Below are 18555 nucleotides of genomic sequence, written 5' to 3'. Positions count from 1 at the left end.
CGCCATAGGGAAAAGGCGCAAGCATTGCAATGAAGATGGGGATGAAGAGAGAAAATTGCAAGGCCCGTCGGGCGACAGGCCATGACCAGGAAGCCCGACAGGCGTAGCGCCATCGGGCATTATTGCCTTTCCTGCAGGATTAAGGCTGGTAGAATCCTACGCCCAGCTCATTTTCTTTACGGGTACGGGCAATGACGGACTCCGGCGTTTCGGCGACGCGCAGACCCATTTCATCTTCGGTACGCACCACTTTTCCGCGCAGGGAGTTCGGATAGACGTCAGTAATTTCCACATCGACAAACTTACCAATCATCTCCGGCGTGCCTTCAAAGTTCACCACCCGATTGTTTTCGGTACGGCCAGACAGTTCCATAATGTTTTTACGTGACGTGCCTTCCACCAGAATGCGCTGTGTCGTGCCGAGCATACGGCGGCTCCATGCCATCGCCTGCTGATTGATACGCTCTTGCAGAATATACAGACGCTGCTTTTTCTCTTCTTCCGGTACGTCATCAACCATATCGGCAGCCGGCGTTCCCGGACGCGCAGAGAAGATAAAGCTGTAGCTCATATCAAAGTTGACGTCGGCGATAAGCTTCATGGTTTTTTCGAAATCATCGGTAGTTTCGCCTGGGAAACCGACGATAAAGTCAGAGCTTATCTGAATGTCCGGCCGCGCCGCGCGCAGTTTACGGATGATTGCTTTATATTCCAGCGCAGTGTGGGTGCGCCCCATCAGATTCAACACGCGATCGGAACCGCTCTGTACCGGCAGATGCAGGAAACTGACCAGCTCCGGCGTATCGCGGTACACCTCGATAATATCGTCGGTGAACTCAATCGGATGGCTGGTGGTAAAGCGAATACGGTCAATGCCGTCGATGGCGGCAACCAGACGCAGCAGATCGGCAAAGGTGCCGGTGGTGCCGTCGTAGTTTTCTCCGCGCCAGGCGTTAACGTTCTGGCCCAGCAGGTTGACCTCACGCACGCCCTGCGCCGCTAGCTGGGCGATTTCGAACAGGATATCGTCTGAGGGACGGCTGACTTCTTCACCGCGGGTATACGGTACCACGCAGTAAGTACAATATTTATTGCAGCCTTCCATGATAGAAACGAAAGCGGTCGGGCCTTCTGCGCGTGGTTCCGGCAAACGGTCGAACTTCTCGATTTCCGGGAAGCTGATATCGACCACCGGGCTACGGTCGCCACGCACGGAGTTAATCATCTCCGGCAGGCGGTGTAAGGTTTGCGGGCCAAAAATAATGTCGACGTAATGGGCGCGTTGACGAATGTGCTCGCCTTCCTGGGAAGCCACGCAGCCGCCGACGCCGATAATCAGATCGGGATTTTTCTCTTTTAACAGTCTCCAGCGACCTAATTGATGGAAGACTTTTTCCTGAGCCTTCTCGCGGATTGAGCAGGTATTTAACAGCAGCACATCCGCCTCTTCCGCCACGTCGGTCAGTTGATAGCCGTGGGTGGCGTCCAGCAGATCGGCCATCTTCGATGAATCGTACTCGTTCATCTGACAGCCCCAGGTTTTAATATGGAGTTTTTTAGTCATCGACTTGCTCTTGCGAAATAGTGGCTGAAAAGCAGGGCGCATAGTGTAATGCTTTGGCGCGGTTGTGACCAGTATGACTGACGTCAGCCCTAATGGGTAAAAAATCCTGTAAACTTGTCTAAAACGTAACAGGATGAATGACCATGACAAATCAACCAACGGAAATTGCCATTGTCGGCGGGGGAATGGTCGGCGGCGCGCTGGCGCTGGGTCTGGCGCAGCAAGGGTTTACGGTGATGGTAATAGAACATGCCGCGCCTGCGCCGTTTGTGGCTGACAGCCAGCCTGACGTGCGGATTTCGGCCATTAGCGCGGCATCCGTGGCGCTGCTCAAGGGACTGGGCGTTTGGGAGGCGGTGCAGGGGATGCGTAGCCATCCTTATCGGCGACTGGAGACCTGGGAGTGGGAAAACGCCCATGTGGTGTTCGACGCCGCTGAACTCAAGCTGCCGCTGTTAGGCTATATGGTAGAGAACAACGTCCTGCAACAGGCGCTGTGGCAGGCGCTGGAAGCGCACCCCGGCGTGACGCTGCGCGTTCCGGCTTCACTGGCGGCATTGCACCGCCGCCACGATGGTTATGCGCTGGAACTGGCCGACGGCGAATGGGTAACGCCGAAGTTAGTGATTGGCGCCGACGGCGCGAATTCGCAGGTTCGGCAAATGGCGGGAATTGGCATTCATGCCTGGCAATATGCGCAGTCGTGTATGCTTATCACCGTCAAGTGTGAAAATGCGCCAGGCGACAGCACCTGGCAGCAGTTTACGCCAACGGGGCCGCGCGCCTTTTTGCCGCTGTTCGACGATTGGGCGTCGCTGGTGTGGTATGACGCTCCGGCACGTATTCGCCAGCTACAGAGTTTATCGATGACGCAATTGCAGGTGGAAATTAACCAGCACTTTCCGGCGCGTCTGGGGGCGGTGATGCCTGTCGCGGCGGGCGCGTTTCCGCTAACCCGTCGTCACGCGTTGCAGTATGCGCAACCGGGGCTGGCGCTGGTAGGCGACGCGGCGCATACCATTCATCCGCTGGCCGGGCAGGGCGTCAACCTGGGGTATCGGGATGTTGATGCGTTGATTGATGTGCTGGCGAGTGCCCGTAGCTATGGCGAGTCCTGGGCCAGCCATTCGGTGTTGAAACGCTATCAGACGCGGCGCATGGCAGATAATTTTATGATGCAAAGTGGAATGGATCTGTTTTATGCCGGGTTCAGCAATGAACTGCCGCCGCTGCGTATTTTACGCAATATGGGGCTGATGGCGGCGCAGCGCGCAGGCGTGCTAAAACGTCAGGCGCTGAAATATGCGTTGGGGTTGTAACCCGTTGAATGCCTTACCCGGTTTGTAAAAACGCTCAATTGCAGGTCGGGTAAGCGTATTGACATCTTACTTTACTGCAAATAATGCACATAAACCTAATTTCCCTTTGAAATCAATTTCATACCAAGGTGATGCCATTTCAATTGTGCATACGTTGTATTGGCAACGTACTACTTTATGTAGCATCAGTAATGTGGAACTCATTGATTTTACAAGAATCGCCAGGGTGATTAATGCGGCGATAATCCGATACCACGTCAGTGTTGCATGTTGGACATCAAACCACAGAATATAAAAAGTGATGATGTGAAGAATGACTTTGCTGGACAGGGCGCGAATATAGAATCCACGCAGCGCCGTTTTCGAGGAAAACGCGACATTAATCAGCGCGCTTTGTTTTTCTTGCACAGGGATCCCTGGCAGATACACTATCCATTCCGCACTATTCTGGCGCAACATGACGGCCTTTTTCTGGTGCAGTATATGTAGCCTCATTGACACTGCCACGGGGTAAACCAGACCCAAAATAATCAACCAGGCGGCGCTGGCCGTGATATCAATGAAGGTGAAAGCGCAGAGCAAGACGACCATAAAAAATGTTAATGGCCGCAAAAAGAGATACCAACAAAACTGGTAATTCATTGTGAGGTTACCGAACGATCCCTGTAAGGCTTTATCATAGCGTTTTACTGATAGCAGGGCATTGAGGGGGAAACCTCTTTCGGAATTTATAAACGCAGAAAAGCAAAAAGCTCGCCGAAGCGAGCTTTTTAAAGGTGGCTGGGGTACGAGGATTCGAACCTCGGAATGCCGGAATCAGAATCCGGTGCCTTACCGCTTGGCGATACCCCAATTGTCGTACTTCTTGCGCTCGTTAGCAGAGCGTCTTTAAAACTGGCTGGGGTACGAGGATTCGAACCTCGGAATGCCGGAATCAGAATCCGGTGCCTTACCGCTTGGCGATACCCCAACAAATTATTTTCGAACCGGTCGAATACCTCGACGCGTTCTGAATATGGTGGCTACGACGGGATTCGAACCTGTGACCCCATCATTATGAGTGATGTGCTCTAACCAACTGAGCTACGTAGCCAGATGATTTCTTCGATGGCTGGGGTACCTGGATTCGAACCAGGGAATGCCGGTATCAAAAACCGGTGCCTTACCGCTTGGCGATACCCCAATACCGTCGCGGTGAACCGCAAACTCGAAGAAATATGGCTGGGGTACCTGGATTCGAACCAGGGAATGCCGGTATCAAAAACCGGTGCCTTACCGCTTGGCGATACCCCATCCGTACAACGCTTATCGGTGAATGGTGCGGGAGGCGAGACTTGAACTCGCACACCTTGCGGCGCCAGAACCTAAATCTGGTGCGTCTACCAATTTCGCCACTCCCGCAAAAAAGATGGTGGCTACGACGGGATTCGAACCTGTGACCCCATCATTATGAGTGATGTGCTCTAACCAACTGAGCTACGTAGCCATCTTTTTTCGCGTTACCTTATCGGCGTTGCGGGGCGCATTATGCGTATTGAGCCTTGAAGCGTCAACCTCTTTTTCATCGAAAAACGTCGGAAAGTGTCTGTTTGGTTAGGTTGCGAACAGCGTGGCGCAATATTCGGCAATTATTGGTTATTAATCGTTTTTCCGAAAGTGGTTTGCTATAAAAAAAGAGCCCCTAAGGGCTCTTTCGTCATCGTTAATTTACTGGTACGCCGACTGATGCACGCCGACCGCGCGGCCTGACGGGTCATCCATCGTTTTGAATGCTTCATCCCACTCAATGGCTTTGGCGGAAGAACAGGCCACGGACGGGCCGCCGGGTACGCATTCCGCGGCGCTCGGCACCGGGAACAATTCTTCAAAAATTTCCCGGTACAAGTACGCCTCTTTAGACGACGGCGTGTTGTATGGAAAGCGGAAGCGGGCGGTTTCCAGTTGTTGATCGGAAATCTGTTTCGCCGCCACCTCTTTCAGCGTATCAATCCAGCTGTAGCCTACGCCGTCAGAGAACTGCTCTTTCTGACGCCACGCCACGCTTGCTGGCAGATAAGACTCGAAGCACTCGCGCAGCACGTGTTTTTCCATCTTGCCGTTGCCGCACATTTTATCCTGTGGGTTGATACGCATCGCCACGTCGAGGAATTTTTTATCCAGGAACGGTACGCGCGCTTCCACGCCCCAGGCGGACATCGCTTTGTTGGCGCGGGCGCAGTCATACATATGCAGCGCCTGTAGCTTACGGACCGTCTCTTCATGTAACTCTTTGGCGTTCGGCGCTTTATGGAAGTACAGGTAGCCGCCAAACACCTCATCGGAACCTTCGCCGGAGAGCACCATTTTGATGCCCATCGCTTTGATCTTACGCGACATCAGATACATCGGCGTTGAGGCGCGGATAGTGGTCACGTCATAGGTTTCAATGTGATAGATAACATCACGAATGGCATCAAGGCCTTCCTGCACGGTGAAGTGAATTTCATGGTGCACGGTGCCGAGGTGGTTAGCCACTTCCTGGGCCGCCTTCAGGTCAGGCGAACCTTCCAGACCGACCGCAAAAGAGTGCAACTGTGGCCACCAGGCTTCGGAGCGCTCCTGATCTTCGACGCGACGGGCGGCGAATTTTTTGGTGATAGCCGAGATAATCGACGAGTCCAGACCGCCGGAGAGCAGCACGCCGTAAGGGACGTCGGACATCAGGTGGCTTTTCACGGATTCTTCCAGCGCCTGACGCAGCGCGTTTTTGTCGGTGACGTTGTCTTTTACCGCATCGAACTCAAACCAGTCGCGCTGATAGTACTGACGAATTTCGCCGTCTTTGCTCCACAGGTAGCTGCCCGCCGGAAACTCTTTAATGGTGCGGCAGACCGGGGTCAGCGCTTTCATTTCTGACGCTACGTAGAAGTTGCCGAATTCGTCATAGCCCATATAGAGCGGAATAATACCGATATGGTCACGACCAATCAGATAAGCGTCTTTTTCGCTGTCATACAGGGCGAAGGCGAACATCCCCTGTAAATCGTCAAGGAAATTCGGCCCTTTTTCCTGATACAGCGCGAGGATAACTTCGCAGTCGGAGCCTGTCTGGAACGCGTAACGATCGCCATACTCCGCGCGTAACGTTTGATGGTTATAAATTTCACCGTTCACCGCCAGCACGTGGGTTTTTCTGGCGTTATACAGGGGCTGGGCGCCGGCGTTAACATCAACAATCGACAAACGTTCATGTGCGAGAATCGCGTTATCGCAAGCGTAGATGCCGGACCAGTCCGGGCCGCGATGGCGCATCAGGCGTGACAGTTCAAGGGCTTTTTTACGCAGTTCCGCTGCATCTGTTTTGATATCGAATACGCCGAAAATAGAACACATAGCCTTCTCCGTTAATCTGTTGCGTCGTACTTTTTGTGTTTGCTTGACTAAAAAATGCCGCAAAGGCGTGGAAGGCGCAAGGGGATTACGGTCTGAAAAATGAAAAATGCAATCGTCATTGTTGATTAGTGAAAAATGATTACGTATTGCGCGGATTTATTGATGGATCTTCAGTTTTATCGTGGTTTAATTGAATTATGTTTTTCCTGATGACGTTTCGCTTATCAGACCTACAATGTTGTTCGAACCGTAGGCCTGAAAGCTATGCGTCATCAGGCAGGGGACAGGTTTAGATAACGTCGATCTCGGCGACGGAAGGGTAAATCCAGCTTGGGCGGAACGGCATACTGTCAATATCATTGATTGTTGATACGCCTGAAAGCACCAGAATGGTCTCCAGACCGGCCTGGAACCCCGCCAGAATGTCGGTGCGCAGGTTATCGCCGACAATAACGGTCTCTTCCGAGTGCGCCTGCATTTTGTTCAACGCCGCGCGGATGATCCACGGGCTGGGTTTGCCGACATAAAACGGCTTCCGGCCGGAAATTTTTTCAATGCCTGCGCACAGCGCGCCGCAGGCCGGATAAAAGCCGCGACCGTGGGTATCCGGGTTGGTGGCGATAAAGCGCGCGCCATTGGCGACGAAAAATGCCGCTTTATGCATCATGTCCCAGTTGTAGGAGCGGGTTTCTCCAACGATGACAAAATCAGGGTTCACATCGGTAATGGTAAAACCCGCTTTATAGAGCTCGTGAATAAGCGCGCCTTCGCCCACGACATACGCTTTCTTACCTTCCTGACGGCGCAGAAAATCGGCTGTCGCCATTGCTGACGTATAAAACACGCTGTCCGGCACGTTAACGCCAGCGGTAGCAAAACGGTTCGCCAGATCCTGGCCGGTTTGCGACGGGTAATTGGTCAGCAGCACCAGCGGCAGACCTTTTTCCAGAATCCCCGTCAGAAATTCCGCCGCACCGGGTACGGCTACGTTGTCGTGCATCAGCACGCCGTCGATATCGCAGATTACATTCTTGATGGTCATGAACTACCCAGGGAATTTGTGAATAATCCGATACTATAAGAGCGCATCAACTTTCCAGCAAACGTTGCAGCAATGTTCCGTTGAGCATGGCGCGTTTAACTAAGGCAAAAGCGCCGATAGCAGAACGGTGATCCAGCGTGGAGCGAACCACCGGCAAATTTTTGCGAAATGCCTTTAACGCCTGCGTATTGATACAGCTTTCGATAGCGGGCAACAGGACTTTATCGGCTTCAATGATCTCGCCGGCAATGACGATTTTTTGCGGATTAAACAGGTTGATAGCAATGGCGATCGTTTTGCCCAAATGGCGGCCAACATGCTCAATGACTTCCGAGGCCAGGCTGTCGCCCCGGTTTGCCGCCTTACAGATGGTTTTAATCGTGCAGTCGTCAAGCGGAACACGGCTTTGATACCCTTGTTTAAGCAAATTCAGCACCCGTTGTTCAATCGCCGCATTGGCGGCAATGGTTTCCAGACAGCCGAAATTACCGCAGTGGCAGCGTTCGCCCAACGGCTCCACCTGAATATGCCCAATTTCGCCGACGTTGCCGTTACGGCCAATGAAGATGCGTCCGTTGGAGATAATCCCGGCGCCTGTACCACGATGAACGCGCACCAGAATCGAGTCCTCGCAATCCTGACTGGCGCCGAAGTAGTGTTCCGCCAGCGCCAGGCTACGGATATCGTGTCCCACGAAACAGGTAACGTGAAACCGTTTTTCCAGCGCTTCGACCAGTCCCCAGTTTTCAACCTGAATGTGCGGCATGTAACGAATCACGCCGCTTTCCGGATCGACAAGCCCTGGCAGGATCACCGAGATAGCGATCAATTCACGAATTTTACGCTGACAGCTATCAATAAAGACGGCGATGGTGTTGAGCAGCGCATGTTCCAGCGTCTCCTGGGTGCGCTCCGGTAGCGGATAATGCTCCTCAGCGACCACTTTACTGCTCAGATCGTAGAGCGTTAAAGTGGTGTCATGACGCCCCAGGCGAACGCCAATGGCATGGAAGTTACGGGTTTCCGTGACGATAGAGATAGCGCGGCGGCCTCCGGTAGAGGCCTGCTGATCGACTTCTTTGATCAGCCCGCGTTCAATGAGTTGACGCGTAATTTTCGTTACGCTGGCGGGAGCAAGCTGGCTTTGCTCGGCAATTTGTATGCGCGAGATAGGACCATGCTGGTCAATCAGGCGGTAAACGGCCGCGCTGTTAAGCTGTTTTACGAGATCAACGTTACCTATCTGAGCTTGTCCGCCTGGTGTCATATTCTCACTTACTCAAGTCAACGACCTCGTCACCATTAACGATGGTCTTGATAATTTTAAAATCGTGGGTGAACGCGGTCAGGTTGGCGACTTTACCCGGCGCAATGCTACCGAGATGTTTATCAACGCCGATAGCGCGAGCTGGATAGAGCGTTGCCATGCGCAGCACTTCATCCAGCGCGATGCCGCAATGCGCGACCAGGTTGCGTACGCCTTCAATCATGGTTAAGGACGAACCGCTCAACGTACCGTTTTCATCCACACACAGTCCATTGCGGTAGTATATTGTTTTACCTGCGAAAATGAACTGCTCAATATTGGCCCCCGCCGGTGCGGTGGCGTCTGTCACCAGACAAAGTTTGTCGCCTTTAAGGCGTTTGGCATTGCGAATGTTGGCGTAGTCGACATGCAGACCATCGGCGATAACGCCGCAATAAATATCCGCTTCGTCCAGAACAGCGCCAGCAAGGCCCGGCTCACGCCCTGTAATGTACGGCATCGCGTTAAACAGGTGAGTCGCAAAGGTAATCCCGGCGCGGAAGCCCGCTTTCGCCTCTTTTAACGTCGCGTTGGAGTGACCTGCGGAAACCACAATGCCCGCATTCGCCAGTTTAGCGATTACGTCAGCAGGCACCATTTCCGGCGCGAGTGTGACTTTGGTGATGACGTCGGCATTATCGCATAAGAAATCGACCAGCGCAGCGTCTGGTTTACGCACGAAATCAGGATTATGGGTGCCTTTTTTTAGCAGATTAAGCCAGGGGCCTTCCAGGTGGAGACCCAGCGCCTGGTGCGGATGTTTTTCCAGGTATTCGCGCATGACGCGAATGCCCTGTTTCATCAATTCGTCGCTGGTAGTGATAAGCGTTGGCAGAAAGTTAGTACAGCCCGATTTTTCATTGGCTTTCTGCATAATTTCCAGCGTTTCAACGCTGACGGCTTCTGCGGTATCGTTAAACTGCACGCCGCCGCAGCCGTTTAGCTGCACATCAATAAAACCGGGGGAGAGAATGGCCCCATTCAATGAGCGTTGTTCTATTCCCGGCGGCAGTTCAGCCATCGGACAAACGCGGTCAATCAGGCCATTAGCGACAACAAGCGCATGGTCATCAAGAATTTCGTGACCGGTAAAGATCCGGCCCTGGGTTAAAGCATACATTCCGACCCCCGATATCAAAAATTTACCGCCCCGCATTGACTGGCGGGGCGGAGACAACATTACAGACCTTTAATATTTTCTGCTTCTAATTCATTGAAATATTTCAATGTTTTAACTTTAAGTTCCATTGTGGACGGCTCATCGCATACCACAACCGCTTTCGGATGGAGTTGCAGGCAGCTAATGGTCCACATGTGGTTGACGTTGCCTTCAACCGCCGCCTGCAGCGCCTGGGCTTTCTGATGGCCCAGCACCAGAATCATCACTTCTTCCGCATCCAGCAGCGTGCCTACGCCTACCGTCAGCGCGTATTTCGGCACCTGGTTTACGTCGCCGTCAAAGAAGCGGGAGTTCGCTACGCGAGTATCATGGGTTAACGTTTTGATACGGGTACGGGAAGCCAGGGAAGACGCCGGTTCGTTAAAGGCGATGTGACCGTCGTTGCCGACGCCGCCCATAAACAGATGGATTTTACCGTAAGAACGAATTTTTTCTTCATATTGACGGCATTCTGCATCGATATCCGGTGCGTTACCGTTGAGAAGATTGATGTTTTCTGCCGGAATATCAACGTGATCGAAAAAGTTACGATGCATAAAGCTGTGGTAGCTTTCCGGGTGCTCTTTCGGCAGGCCAACATATTCGTCCATATTAAAGGTGACCACATGCTTAAAGCTGACCTCGCCCGCTTTGTGCATCTCAACCAGCGCTTTGTACGCCGTTAGCGGCGTGCCGCCGGTAGGCAGTCCAAGGACAAACGGACGATCGGCTGTCGGTTTGAACGCATTAATACGGTTAACGATATGGCGAGCGGCCCATTTGCCAACCTGTTCTGCGGTACTCAGGGGGATCAGTCTCATTCTTCACCTCAATAATCAATGTCAAAATTTGGCGGATCGTATTAAGCGTAACCTGGATATCCAGGGTTCGTGTTCAATCCGTCCTGATTTTTTGAATCATAAAATAAGTTTTCCGTGTTAGCCAGTGGATGGTGGGGGTGATTACGATATTTAGTGATTATAATCACAAAAAACACCCGTTTAATTTGCGAGGCGAATTAATTTTCCACACACTCTGCAGAAGATGATCTCACCGTTCGATTACAGAACATCACGTTTTTAACGTTTGCAGCACAATAAAAAACGGCTTCAAAGAAGCCATATCGGCGTCTCGTAGGGGGAATAAGATGAATATTTTAGGTTTTTTCCAGCGGTTGGGTAGGGCGTTGCAGCTCCCTATCGCCGTGTTGCCGGTGGCAGCGTTGTTGCTGCGATTCGGCCAACCAGATTTGCTGAATATGCCGTTTATCGCGCAAGCGGGCGGGTCTATTTTCGATAACCTGGCGCTGGTTTTCGCTATCGGCGTGGCCTCCAGTTGGTCTAAAGATAGCGCGGGCGCGGCAGCGCTGGCGGGAGCCGTGGGTTACTTCGTCATGACCAAAGCGATGGTGACGATTAACCCGGAAATCAACATGGGCGTGCTGGCGGGGATTATTACCGGTCTGGTCGGCGGCGCGGTTTATAATCGCTGGTCTGGTATCAAACTGCCTGATTTTCTCAGTTTCTTCGGTGGAAAACGTTTTGTACCGATCGCAACGGGCTTTTTCTGTCTGGTGCTGGCCGCTATTTTCGGTTACGTCTGGCCGCCGGTACAGCATGGCATCCATGCGGGCGGTGAATGGATCGTTTCCGCAGGCGCGCTGGGTTCCGGTATCTTTGGCTTCATCAACCGTCTGCTGATCCCCACCGGTCTGCATCAGGTACTGAACACCATCGCCTGGTTCCAGATTGGTGAATTCACCAATGCCGCAGGCACTGTATTCCACGGCGACATCAACCGCTTCTATGCTGGCGACGGCACGGCGGGGATGTTTATGTCCGGCTTCTTCCCGATCATGATGTTTGGTCTGCCGGGCGCCGCTCTGGCGATGTATTTCGCCGCGCCGAAAGAACGTCGTCCGATGGTGGGCGGTATGCTGCTGTCTGTCGCGATCACCGCGTTTCTGACCGGCGTAACCGAGCCGCTGGAATTCCTGTTTATGTTCCTGGCGCCGCTGCTGTACCTCCTGCACGCCATTTTGACCGGTATCAGCCTGTTCGTCGCGACGCTGCTGGGTATCCATGCGGGCTTCTCTTTCTCGGCAGGCGCGATCGACTATGTTCTGATGTATAACCTGCCAGCGGCCAGCAATAACGTCTGGATGTTGCTGGTGATGGGCGTTGTATTCTTTATCATCTACTTCCTGCTGTTCAGCGCGGTTATTCGTATGTTTAACCTGAAAACGCCGGGCCGCGAAGATAAAGTTGATGAGATGGTAACGGAAGAAGCCAACAGCAACACCGAAGAAGGGTTAACGCAACTGGCGACCAGCTATATTGCTGCGGTTGGCGGTACGGACAACCTGAAAGCGATCGATGCGTGTATTACCCGTCTGCGTCTGACCGTGAACGACTCTGCTCGCGTCAACGATGCGGCCTGCAAACGCCTCGGCGCTTCCGGCGTGGTGAAACTGAACAAACAGACCATTCAGGTTATTGTCGGCGCGAAAGCGGAATCGATTGGCGATGAAATGAAGAAAGTGGTGGCGCGGGGACCGGTCGTGGCAGCGTCTGCTGATGCGGCTCACGTTGCGACACCTGCTCCGGCGGCCAAACCCCAGGCGGTGCCGAATGCGGTGACTATCGCTGAACTGGTCTCTCCGATTACCGGTGAGGTAGTGGCGCTGGATCAGGTACCGGATGAAGCTTTCGCCAGCAAAGCGGTCGGCGACGGCGTGGCGGTGAAACCCACCGATAAAACCGTGGTTTCTCCGGCGGCGGGTACTATCGTGAAAATCTTCAACACTAACCACGCGTTCTGTCTGGAAACCGAAAAAGGCGCGGAGATCGTTGTCCATATGGGTATCGATACCGTCGCGCTGAACGGTCAGGGCTTCAAGCGTCTGGTAGAAGAGGGTGCGGAAGTCACGGCGGGTCAGCCGGTGCTGGAACTGGATCTGGACTTCCTGAATGCCAATGCGCGTTCCATGATAAGCCCGGTTGTTTGCAGCAACAGCGATGACTTCAGCGCTCTGGTCATCAAAGCGGATGGTCACGTGGTAGCGGGTCAAACGCCGCTGTACGAGATTAAGAGCAAATAATCGCTTCCTGGCCGGATAAGGCGTAAGACGCCATCCGGCGATATCACAGAAAACATAAGCGGCAGAGGGGAACCTTCGCCGCTTTTTTTTACCGCAATTAGCCCCAATATTTTCTGCAAAGCCACTTTTTAAGTAACTAAAGGTTGTCAGTCTGTCCGGCTTATAAGATCATATGCCGTTATACGTTGTTTACGCTTTGAGGAATCCACGATGAGTGAGGCTGAAGCCCGCCCGACTAACTTTATTCGTCAGATTATTGATGAAGATCTGGCGAGTGGTAAACATACCACTGTCCATACCCGTTTTCCGCCGGAGCCGAATGGCTATCTGCACATCGGCCACGCGAAATCTATCTGCCTGAACTTTGGCATCGCGCAAGATTATCAGGGCCAGTGCAACCTGCGTTTCGATGACACCAACCCGGTAAAAGAAGATATCGAGTACGTTGATTCGATCAAAAACGACGTCGAGTGGTTAGGCTTTCACTGGTCTGGCGATATTCGCTACTCCTCCGATTACTTTGACCAACTGCACGCCTATGCGGTCGAGCTAATCAATAAAGGCCTGGCCTACGTTGATGAGCTGACGCCGGAGCAGATCCGCGAATACCGCGGTACGCTGACCGCGCCGGGTAAAAACAGCCCGTTCCGCGATCGCAGCGTGGAAGAAAACCTCGCGCTATTTGAAAAAATGCGTACCGGCGGTTTTGAAGAGGGTAAAGCCTGTCTGCGCGCTAAAATCGACATGGCGTCGCCGTTTATCGTGATGCGCGATCCGGTGCTGTATCGCATTAAATTCGCCGAGCATCATCAGACCGGCACGAAGTGGTGCATCTATCCGATGTACGACTTTACTCACTGCATCAGCGATGCGCTGGAAGGCATTACTCATTCTCTGTGTACGCTGGAGTTCCAGGATAACCGTCGTCTGTACGACTGGGTGCTGGACAACATCACCATTCCGGTTCACCCGCGCCAGTACGAATTCTCGCGCCTGAATCTGGAATACACCGTGATGTCCAAGCGTAAGCTGAACCTGCTGGTGACCGACAAACACGTCGAAGGCTGGGATGATCCGCGTATGCCGACTATTTCCGGTCTGCGCCGTCGCGGCTATACCGCGGCTTCTATTCGTGAGTTCTGCAAACGCATCGGCGTCACCAAGCAGGACAACACCATTGAGATGGCGTCGCTGGAATCCTGCATTCGCGAAGATCTGAACGAAAACGCGCCGCGCGCGATGGCGGTAATCGATCCGGTAAAACTGGTTATCGAAAACTACCCGCAGGGTGAGAGCGAAATGGTTACCATGCCTAACCATCCGAATAAACCGGAGATGGGCAGCCGTGAAGTGCCGTTTAGCGGTGAGATCTGGATCGATCGCGCAGATTTCCGCGAAGAAGCGAACAAGCAGTACAAGCGTCTGGTGATGGGCAAAGAAGTGCGTCTGCGTAATGCCTACGTCATTAAAGCGGAGCGCGTAGAGAAGGATGCCGAAGAGAATATCACCACCATCTTCTGTACCTATGATGCCGATACGCTGAGTAAAGATCCGGCTGACGGGCGTAAAGTGAAAGGCGTAATCCACTGGGTTAGCGCAGCACATGCGCTGCCGATTGAAATTCGTCTCTACGACCGTCTGTTCAGCGTGCCGAATCCAGGCGCCGCGGAGGACTTCCTGTCTGTTATCAACCCCGAATCATTAGTGATTAAGCAGGGTTATGGCGAGCCGTCGCTGAAAGCGGCGGTAGCAGGGAAAGCTTTCCAGTTTGAACGTGAAGGCTACTTCTGCCTCGACAGCCGCTATGCAACGGCCGATAAGCTGGTCTTTAACCGCACCGTGGGCCTGCGTGATACCTGGGCGAAAGCGGGCGAGTAAGCACTGCGCCAACAGGCGAATGCTGTAAAAATACCTTGTCAACGCCGCGTTTTGCGGCGTTTTTTCTCTGCATTTCCAAGAGCCTATCCCATTAGGGCTATTTTACTTGCCATTTTGGACCTGGGCAGTGCTCGCCAAAACGCGTTAGCGTTTTGAACGCCGCTAGCGGCGGCCCGAAGGGCGAGCGTAGCGAGTCAAACCTCACGTACTACGTGTACGCTCCGGTTTTTGCGCGCTGTCCGTGTCCAAACTGGCTGCGCCAATAACGCCTGGTGGGATAGGCTCTAAGTCGATTCTCTTTTTTGCGAGGCGAATTAATTATTCTCTGAAAATTATTGATCTGATAAATGATTATTAATCTAAATGTTATAAGCGTCAGGTCAACAGGAGACAATTATTTTCATGCCTATGGAAAACAAGTCAATTTTCTTTCTGGCGGTCTGCTTCCCCCACCAGCAGTTGAATGTAACAGAAAGCAATTAAATATGTGCGGTTGCTCATATTATTACATACTGGTTACAGAAAGAGATTGATAATTCGCATCGCGAAAAATAGTCTATTTAACGTAGTAAATGAGGTTTCTCAGCGCTACTTTTTATTTTTATTTTTTCGCTGTTCGCTTTTGTCGGCAGCAATTTATACGTCAAAGAGGATTAACTTATGCGTACGTTTAGTGGCAAACGTAGTACGCTGGCTCTGGCTATCGCCGGTATCACAGCAATGTCGGGGTGGATCGTTGTTCCGCAGGCGCAAGCCTCCGGCTTTTTCGACGACTCCACGTTAACGGGCGGCATCTATTATTGGCAGCGTGAACGCGATCGCAAAGATGTGACCGACGGCGACAAATATAAAACTAACCTTTCTCATGCGACCTGGAACGCTAACCTGGATTTTCAGTCTGGTTACGCTGCGGATATGTTCGGTCTGGATATCGCGGCGTTTACCGCGATTGAAATGGCAGAAAACGGCGACAGCGGTCATCCAAACGAAATTGCCTTCTCGAAAAAGAATAAAGGCTACGACGAAGACTATTCCGGCGATAAGAGCGGTATCAGTCTTTATAAAGCCGCAGCGAAATTTAAATATGGCCCGGTCTGGGCGCGCGCCGGTTATATTCAGCCTACCGGTCAGACGCTGTTAGCGCCGCACTGGAGTTTTATGCCGGGTACTTATCAGGGTGCGGAAGCCGGCGCCAGTTTTGACTATGGCGATGCGGGCGCGTTAAGTTTTTCCTACATGTGGACTAACGAATATAAAGCGCCGTGGCATACCGAAATGGATAAGTTTTATCAGGCGGATAAAAAAACCAATGTGGACTACCTCCACTCCATCGGCGCGAAGTACGACTTCAAAAATGATCTGGTGCTGGAAGCGGCGTTTGGTCAGTCCGAAGGCTATGTCGATCAATATTTCGCAAAGGCCAGCTATAAATTTGATTTAGGCGGCAATCCGTTCACCACCAGTTACCAGTTCTACGGCGCGCGCGACAAAGTAGACGATCGCAGCGTGAATGATATTTACGACGGTACGGCCTGGCTGCAGGCGTTGACCTTCGGCTACAAAGTCGCGGAAGTGGTTGACCTGCGTCTGGAAGGCACCTGGGTGAAAGCGGACGGTCAGCAGGGCTATTTTCTGCAACGTATGACGCCAACCTACGCCTCTTCAAACGGTCGTCTGGATATCTGGTGGGATAACCGCTCCGACTTTAACGCTAACGGTGAAAAGGCGGTTTTCTTCGGCGCGATGTATGACCTGAAAAACTGGAATCTGCCGGGCTGGGCTGTGGGCGCGTCTTACGTTTACGCCTGGGATGCTAAACCGGCAACCTGGCAAAGTAACCCGGATGCTTACTACGACAAAAACCGCACTATCGAAGAGTCCTCATACAGTCTGGATGCGGTCTATACCCTGCAGGAGGGGCGTGCCAAAGGCACCATGTTCAAACTGCACTTCACCGAATATGACAACCACTCCAATATTCCAAGCTGGGGCGGTGGTTACGGCAACATCTTCCAGGATGAGCGTGACGTGAAATTTATCGTTATTGCGCCATTCACTATTTTCTGATGTCAGATGCGGCAGGCTGCCGGTCTGCCGCGCTGTTGAGGAACGACCTATGAAAAAAATTTTACTCATCGCCAGCATGACCGCCGGTTTGACGGCCTGCGCGTCATCACCCGCGCCGGAAGAAGATAGCCGGCTGAAAGAGGCGTACAGCGCCTGTATCAATACCGCACAGGGCTCGCCTGAGAAGATAGAGGCCTGCCAAAGCGTACTGAATGTCCTTAAAAAAGAGCGCAAACATCAGCAATTTGCTAACGAAGAAAGCGTGCGGGTACTGGACTATCAGCAGTGCATTCAGGCGACGCGCACGGGTAACGATCAGGCGGTCAAGGCTGACTGCGATAAGGTCTGGCAGGAAATTCGCAGTCATAATAACGTGCAATAAAACCCTGCCTTGCCACCCACGGGCGAATGTTTTCCGCCCGTGGTTTTTTCAGGCTTTATTTTCTGCCGCGATATAGCCGCGACTCAGACGTACAAACAGCATCGCCGTCGCGGCAAGTCCACATAACGCTGCGCACATCAGCCACCAGCCGGGCGAGCTTTTATCGCCGGTTAACTTTACCAGCGCGGTAGAGATGGCCGGCGTCAGGCCGCCAAAAATCGCCGTCGCCAGGCTAAAGGCCAGCGAGAAACCAACGGTACGCACATAGACTGGCATCACTTCGGTTAACGCCGCGACCATTGCGCCGTTATACATGCCAAAAAAGAAAGAGAACCACAGCAGTACCAGCGTCATGCGGGTAAAGTCGGGCGCGGCGGTCAGCCACTGCATGACGGGCCAGGTGGTGATCAGCGCCAGCAACGTAATGCCCATTAACACGGCGCGACGGCCAATCCGGTCGGAAATCGCGCCGCCAATGGGTAACCAGATAAAATTGGACACCCCCACTAACATGGTGACGATCAAACTGTCCCGCGCGCTGAGATTAAGCACGGTTCTGCCATAGGTCGGCGTATAAACGGTGATAAAATAAAACGTTGTGGTGGTCATCGCCACCAGCAGCGTTCCGGCTGTAATAATGCGCCAGTTTTTGGCGATAGTTGCAAAAATTTCCCTGGTGTCGGGGCGATGCTTGCGTTGTAAAAACGCTTCTGTTTCTTGTAATGAACGACGTAAAACAAAAATCAGCGGAATGATCATACAGCCGATAAAGAACGGAATTCGCCAGCCCCACTCCGATATCGCGTCGTGTCCCAGCGTGATATTCAGGCTATAACCAATCAACGCGGCGACAACGATCGCGACCTGCTGACTGGCGGATTGCCAGCTGGTATAAAACCCTTTATTGCCTGGCGTTGCGATTTCGGACAGATAGACCGAGACGCCGCCTAACTCAACGCCCGCAGAAAATCCTTGTAATAACCGGCCCAGCAGCACCAACGCAGGCGCTGCCAGGCCGATCGTTTGGTAGCCGGGGACGAGGGCGATGAGCAACGTACCGCAGCCCATAATCGCCAGCGTCACCATCAGCCCTTTACGACGTCCGATTCTGTCAATATAGGCGCCAAGCACAATCGCGCCGACGGGGCGCATTAAAAAACCGGAGCCAAAGACGGCAAAGGTCAACATTAATGAGGCAAATTCGCTTTCCGCCGGAAAAAACGTTCTGGCGATATAGGTGGCGTAAAATCCGAACAAGAAAAAATCAAACTGTTCAAGAAAATTGCCGCTTGTCACGCGCAGTATTGCGCCGAACGTGCCGGCGCGCGATGTTGCAGGTGTGTGTTGTGCCATAGGGTTTGCTCTC

At 52.7% G+C, this 18555-nt stretch carries 13 protein-coding genes and 7 tRNA genes; 5 read left to right on the top strand and 15 right to left on the bottom strand.

The window, feature by feature from the left end; all coding sequences use genetic code 11:
- Positions 1-139: 139 nt before the first annotated feature.
- Positions 140-1564: a tRNA (N6-isopentenyl adenosine(37)-C2)-methylthiotransferase MiaB gene (gene miaB / locus ACLJPQ_RS03110; protein ID WP_001519200.1), complete on the bottom strand. Its 1425-nt coding sequence runs from the start codon at positions 1562-1564 to the stop codon at positions 140-142.
- A 143-nt stretch (positions 1565-1707) separates the two neighbouring features.
- Between miaB and ubiF the strand changes: the two genes are divergently transcribed.
- Positions 1708-2883, top strand: coding sequence for a 3-demethoxyubiquinol 3-hydroxylase (gene ubiF, locus ACLJPQ_RS03105; RefSeq protein WP_000184625.1), 1176 nt, complete (start codon positions 1708-1710; stop codon positions 2881-2883).
- 66 nt (positions 2884-2949) lie between these two features.
- Here ubiF and ACLJPQ_RS03100 read toward each other — a convergent pair whose 3' ends face one another.
- From ACLJPQ_RS03100 to nagB, 13 genes are all read right to left on the bottom strand, one after another.
- Complete coding sequence (locus ACLJPQ_RS03100; RefSeq protein WP_001109079.1) at positions 2950-3525, bottom strand: membrane protein; 576 nt, start codon at positions 3523-3525, stop codon at positions 2950-2952.
- 135 nt (positions 3526-3660) lie between these two features.
- Positions 3661-3735 (bottom strand) — tRNA-Gln (locus tag ACLJPQ_RS03095).
- Between the two features lie 43 nt (positions 3736-3778).
- Positions 3779-3853 (bottom strand) — tRNA-Gln (locus ACLJPQ_RS03090).
- 46 nt (positions 3854-3899) lie between these two features.
- A tRNA-Met gene (locus ACLJPQ_RS03085) sits at positions 3900-3976 on the bottom strand.
- Between the two features lie 15 nt (positions 3977-3991).
- A tRNA-Gln gene (locus tag ACLJPQ_RS03080) sits at positions 3992-4066 on the bottom strand.
- Positions 4067-4101: 35 nt separating this feature from the next.
- Positions 4102-4176: transfer RNA gene (locus ACLJPQ_RS03075), tRNA-Gln, on the bottom strand.
- A 23-nt stretch (positions 4177-4199) separates the two neighbouring features.
- Positions 4200-4284 (bottom strand) — tRNA-Leu (locus ACLJPQ_RS03070).
- An 8-nt stretch (positions 4285-4292) separates the two neighbouring features.
- Positions 4293-4369: transfer RNA gene (locus ACLJPQ_RS03065), tRNA-Met, on the bottom strand.
- A 221-nt stretch (positions 4370-4590) separates the two neighbouring features.
- Positions 4591-6255, bottom strand: coding sequence for an asparagine synthase B (gene asnB, locus ACLJPQ_RS03060; RefSeq protein WP_020898549.1), 1665 nt, complete (start codon positions 6253-6255; stop codon positions 4591-4593).
- Positions 6256-6544: 289 nt separating this feature from the next.
- Positions 6545-7297: a ribonucleotide monophosphatase NagD gene (nagD, locus tag ACLJPQ_RS03055; protein WP_000153143.1), complete on the bottom strand. Its 753-nt coding sequence runs from the start codon at positions 7295-7297 to the stop codon at positions 6545-6547.
- A gap of 46 nt (positions 7298-7343) precedes the next feature.
- The gene (gene nagC / locus ACLJPQ_RS03050; RefSeq protein ID WP_000187578.1) at positions 7344-8564 is read right to left on the bottom strand and encodes a DNA-binding transcriptional regulator NagC; all 1221 of its coding nucleotides are present in this window, start codon (positions 8562-8564) and stop codon (positions 7344-7346) included.
- 4 nt (positions 8565-8568) lie between these two features.
- Positions 8569-9723, bottom strand: a complete 1155-nt coding sequence (nagA, locus tag ACLJPQ_RS03045; protein ID WP_080178495.1) for an N-acetylglucosamine-6-phosphate deacetylase — start codon at positions 9721-9723, stop codon at positions 8569-8571.
- Positions 9724-9782: 59 nt separating this feature from the next.
- Positions 9783-10583, bottom strand: coding sequence for a glucosamine-6-phosphate deaminase (gene nagB, locus ACLJPQ_RS03040; RefSeq protein WP_001237059.1), 801 nt, complete (start codon positions 10581-10583; stop codon positions 9783-9785).
- A 326-nt stretch (positions 10584-10909) separates the two neighbouring features.
- Here nagB and nagE point away from each other — a divergent pair, with 326 nt between their 5' ends.
- The 4 genes from nagE to chiQ all read left to right on the top strand — a co-directional run bounded on the left by nagE (position 10910) and on the right by chiQ (position 17189).
- Positions 10910-12862, top strand: coding sequence for a PTS N-acetyl glucosamine transporter subunit IIABC (gene nagE, locus ACLJPQ_RS03035; RefSeq protein WP_080184566.1), 1953 nt, complete (start codon positions 10910-10912; stop codon positions 12860-12862).
- A gap of 210 nt (positions 12863-13072) precedes the next feature.
- Positions 13073-14740, top strand: coding sequence for a glutamine--tRNA ligase (gene glnS, locus ACLJPQ_RS03030; protein ID WP_080184565.1), 1668 nt, complete (start codon positions 13073-13075; stop codon positions 14738-14740).
- Positions 14741-15400: 660 nt separating this feature from the next.
- A complete protein-coding gene (gene chiP / locus ACLJPQ_RS03025; RefSeq protein WP_001258803.1) occupies positions 15401-16807 on the top strand; it encodes a chitoporin ChiP in 1407 nt (468 codons plus the stop codon).
- A 49-nt stretch (positions 16808-16856) separates the two neighbouring features.
- Positions 16857-17189, top strand: a complete 333-nt coding sequence (chiQ, locus tag ACLJPQ_RS03020; RefSeq protein WP_000722260.1) for a ChiQ/YbfN family lipoprotein — start codon at positions 16857-16859, stop codon at positions 17187-17189.
- Positions 17190-17237: 48 nt separating this feature from the next.
- Here chiQ and tcuC read toward each other — a convergent pair whose 3' ends face one another.
- Positions 17238-18542 (bottom strand): tricarballylate/proton symporter TcuC, encoded by a 1305-nt coding sequence (tcuC, locus tag ACLJPQ_RS03015; protein ID WP_000057014.1) that lies wholly within the window; start codon positions 18540-18542, stop codon positions 17238-17240.
- Positions 18543-18555: the final 13 nt, after the last annotated feature.

The sequence above is a fragment of the Salmonella sp. SAL04213 genome, assembly GCF_046550535.1.
Classification (GTDB): domain Bacteria; phylum Pseudomonadota; class Gammaproteobacteria; order Enterobacterales; family Enterobacteriaceae; genus Salmonella; species Salmonella enterica.
This window is presented reverse-complemented; position numbering and strand designations above follow the sequence as displayed.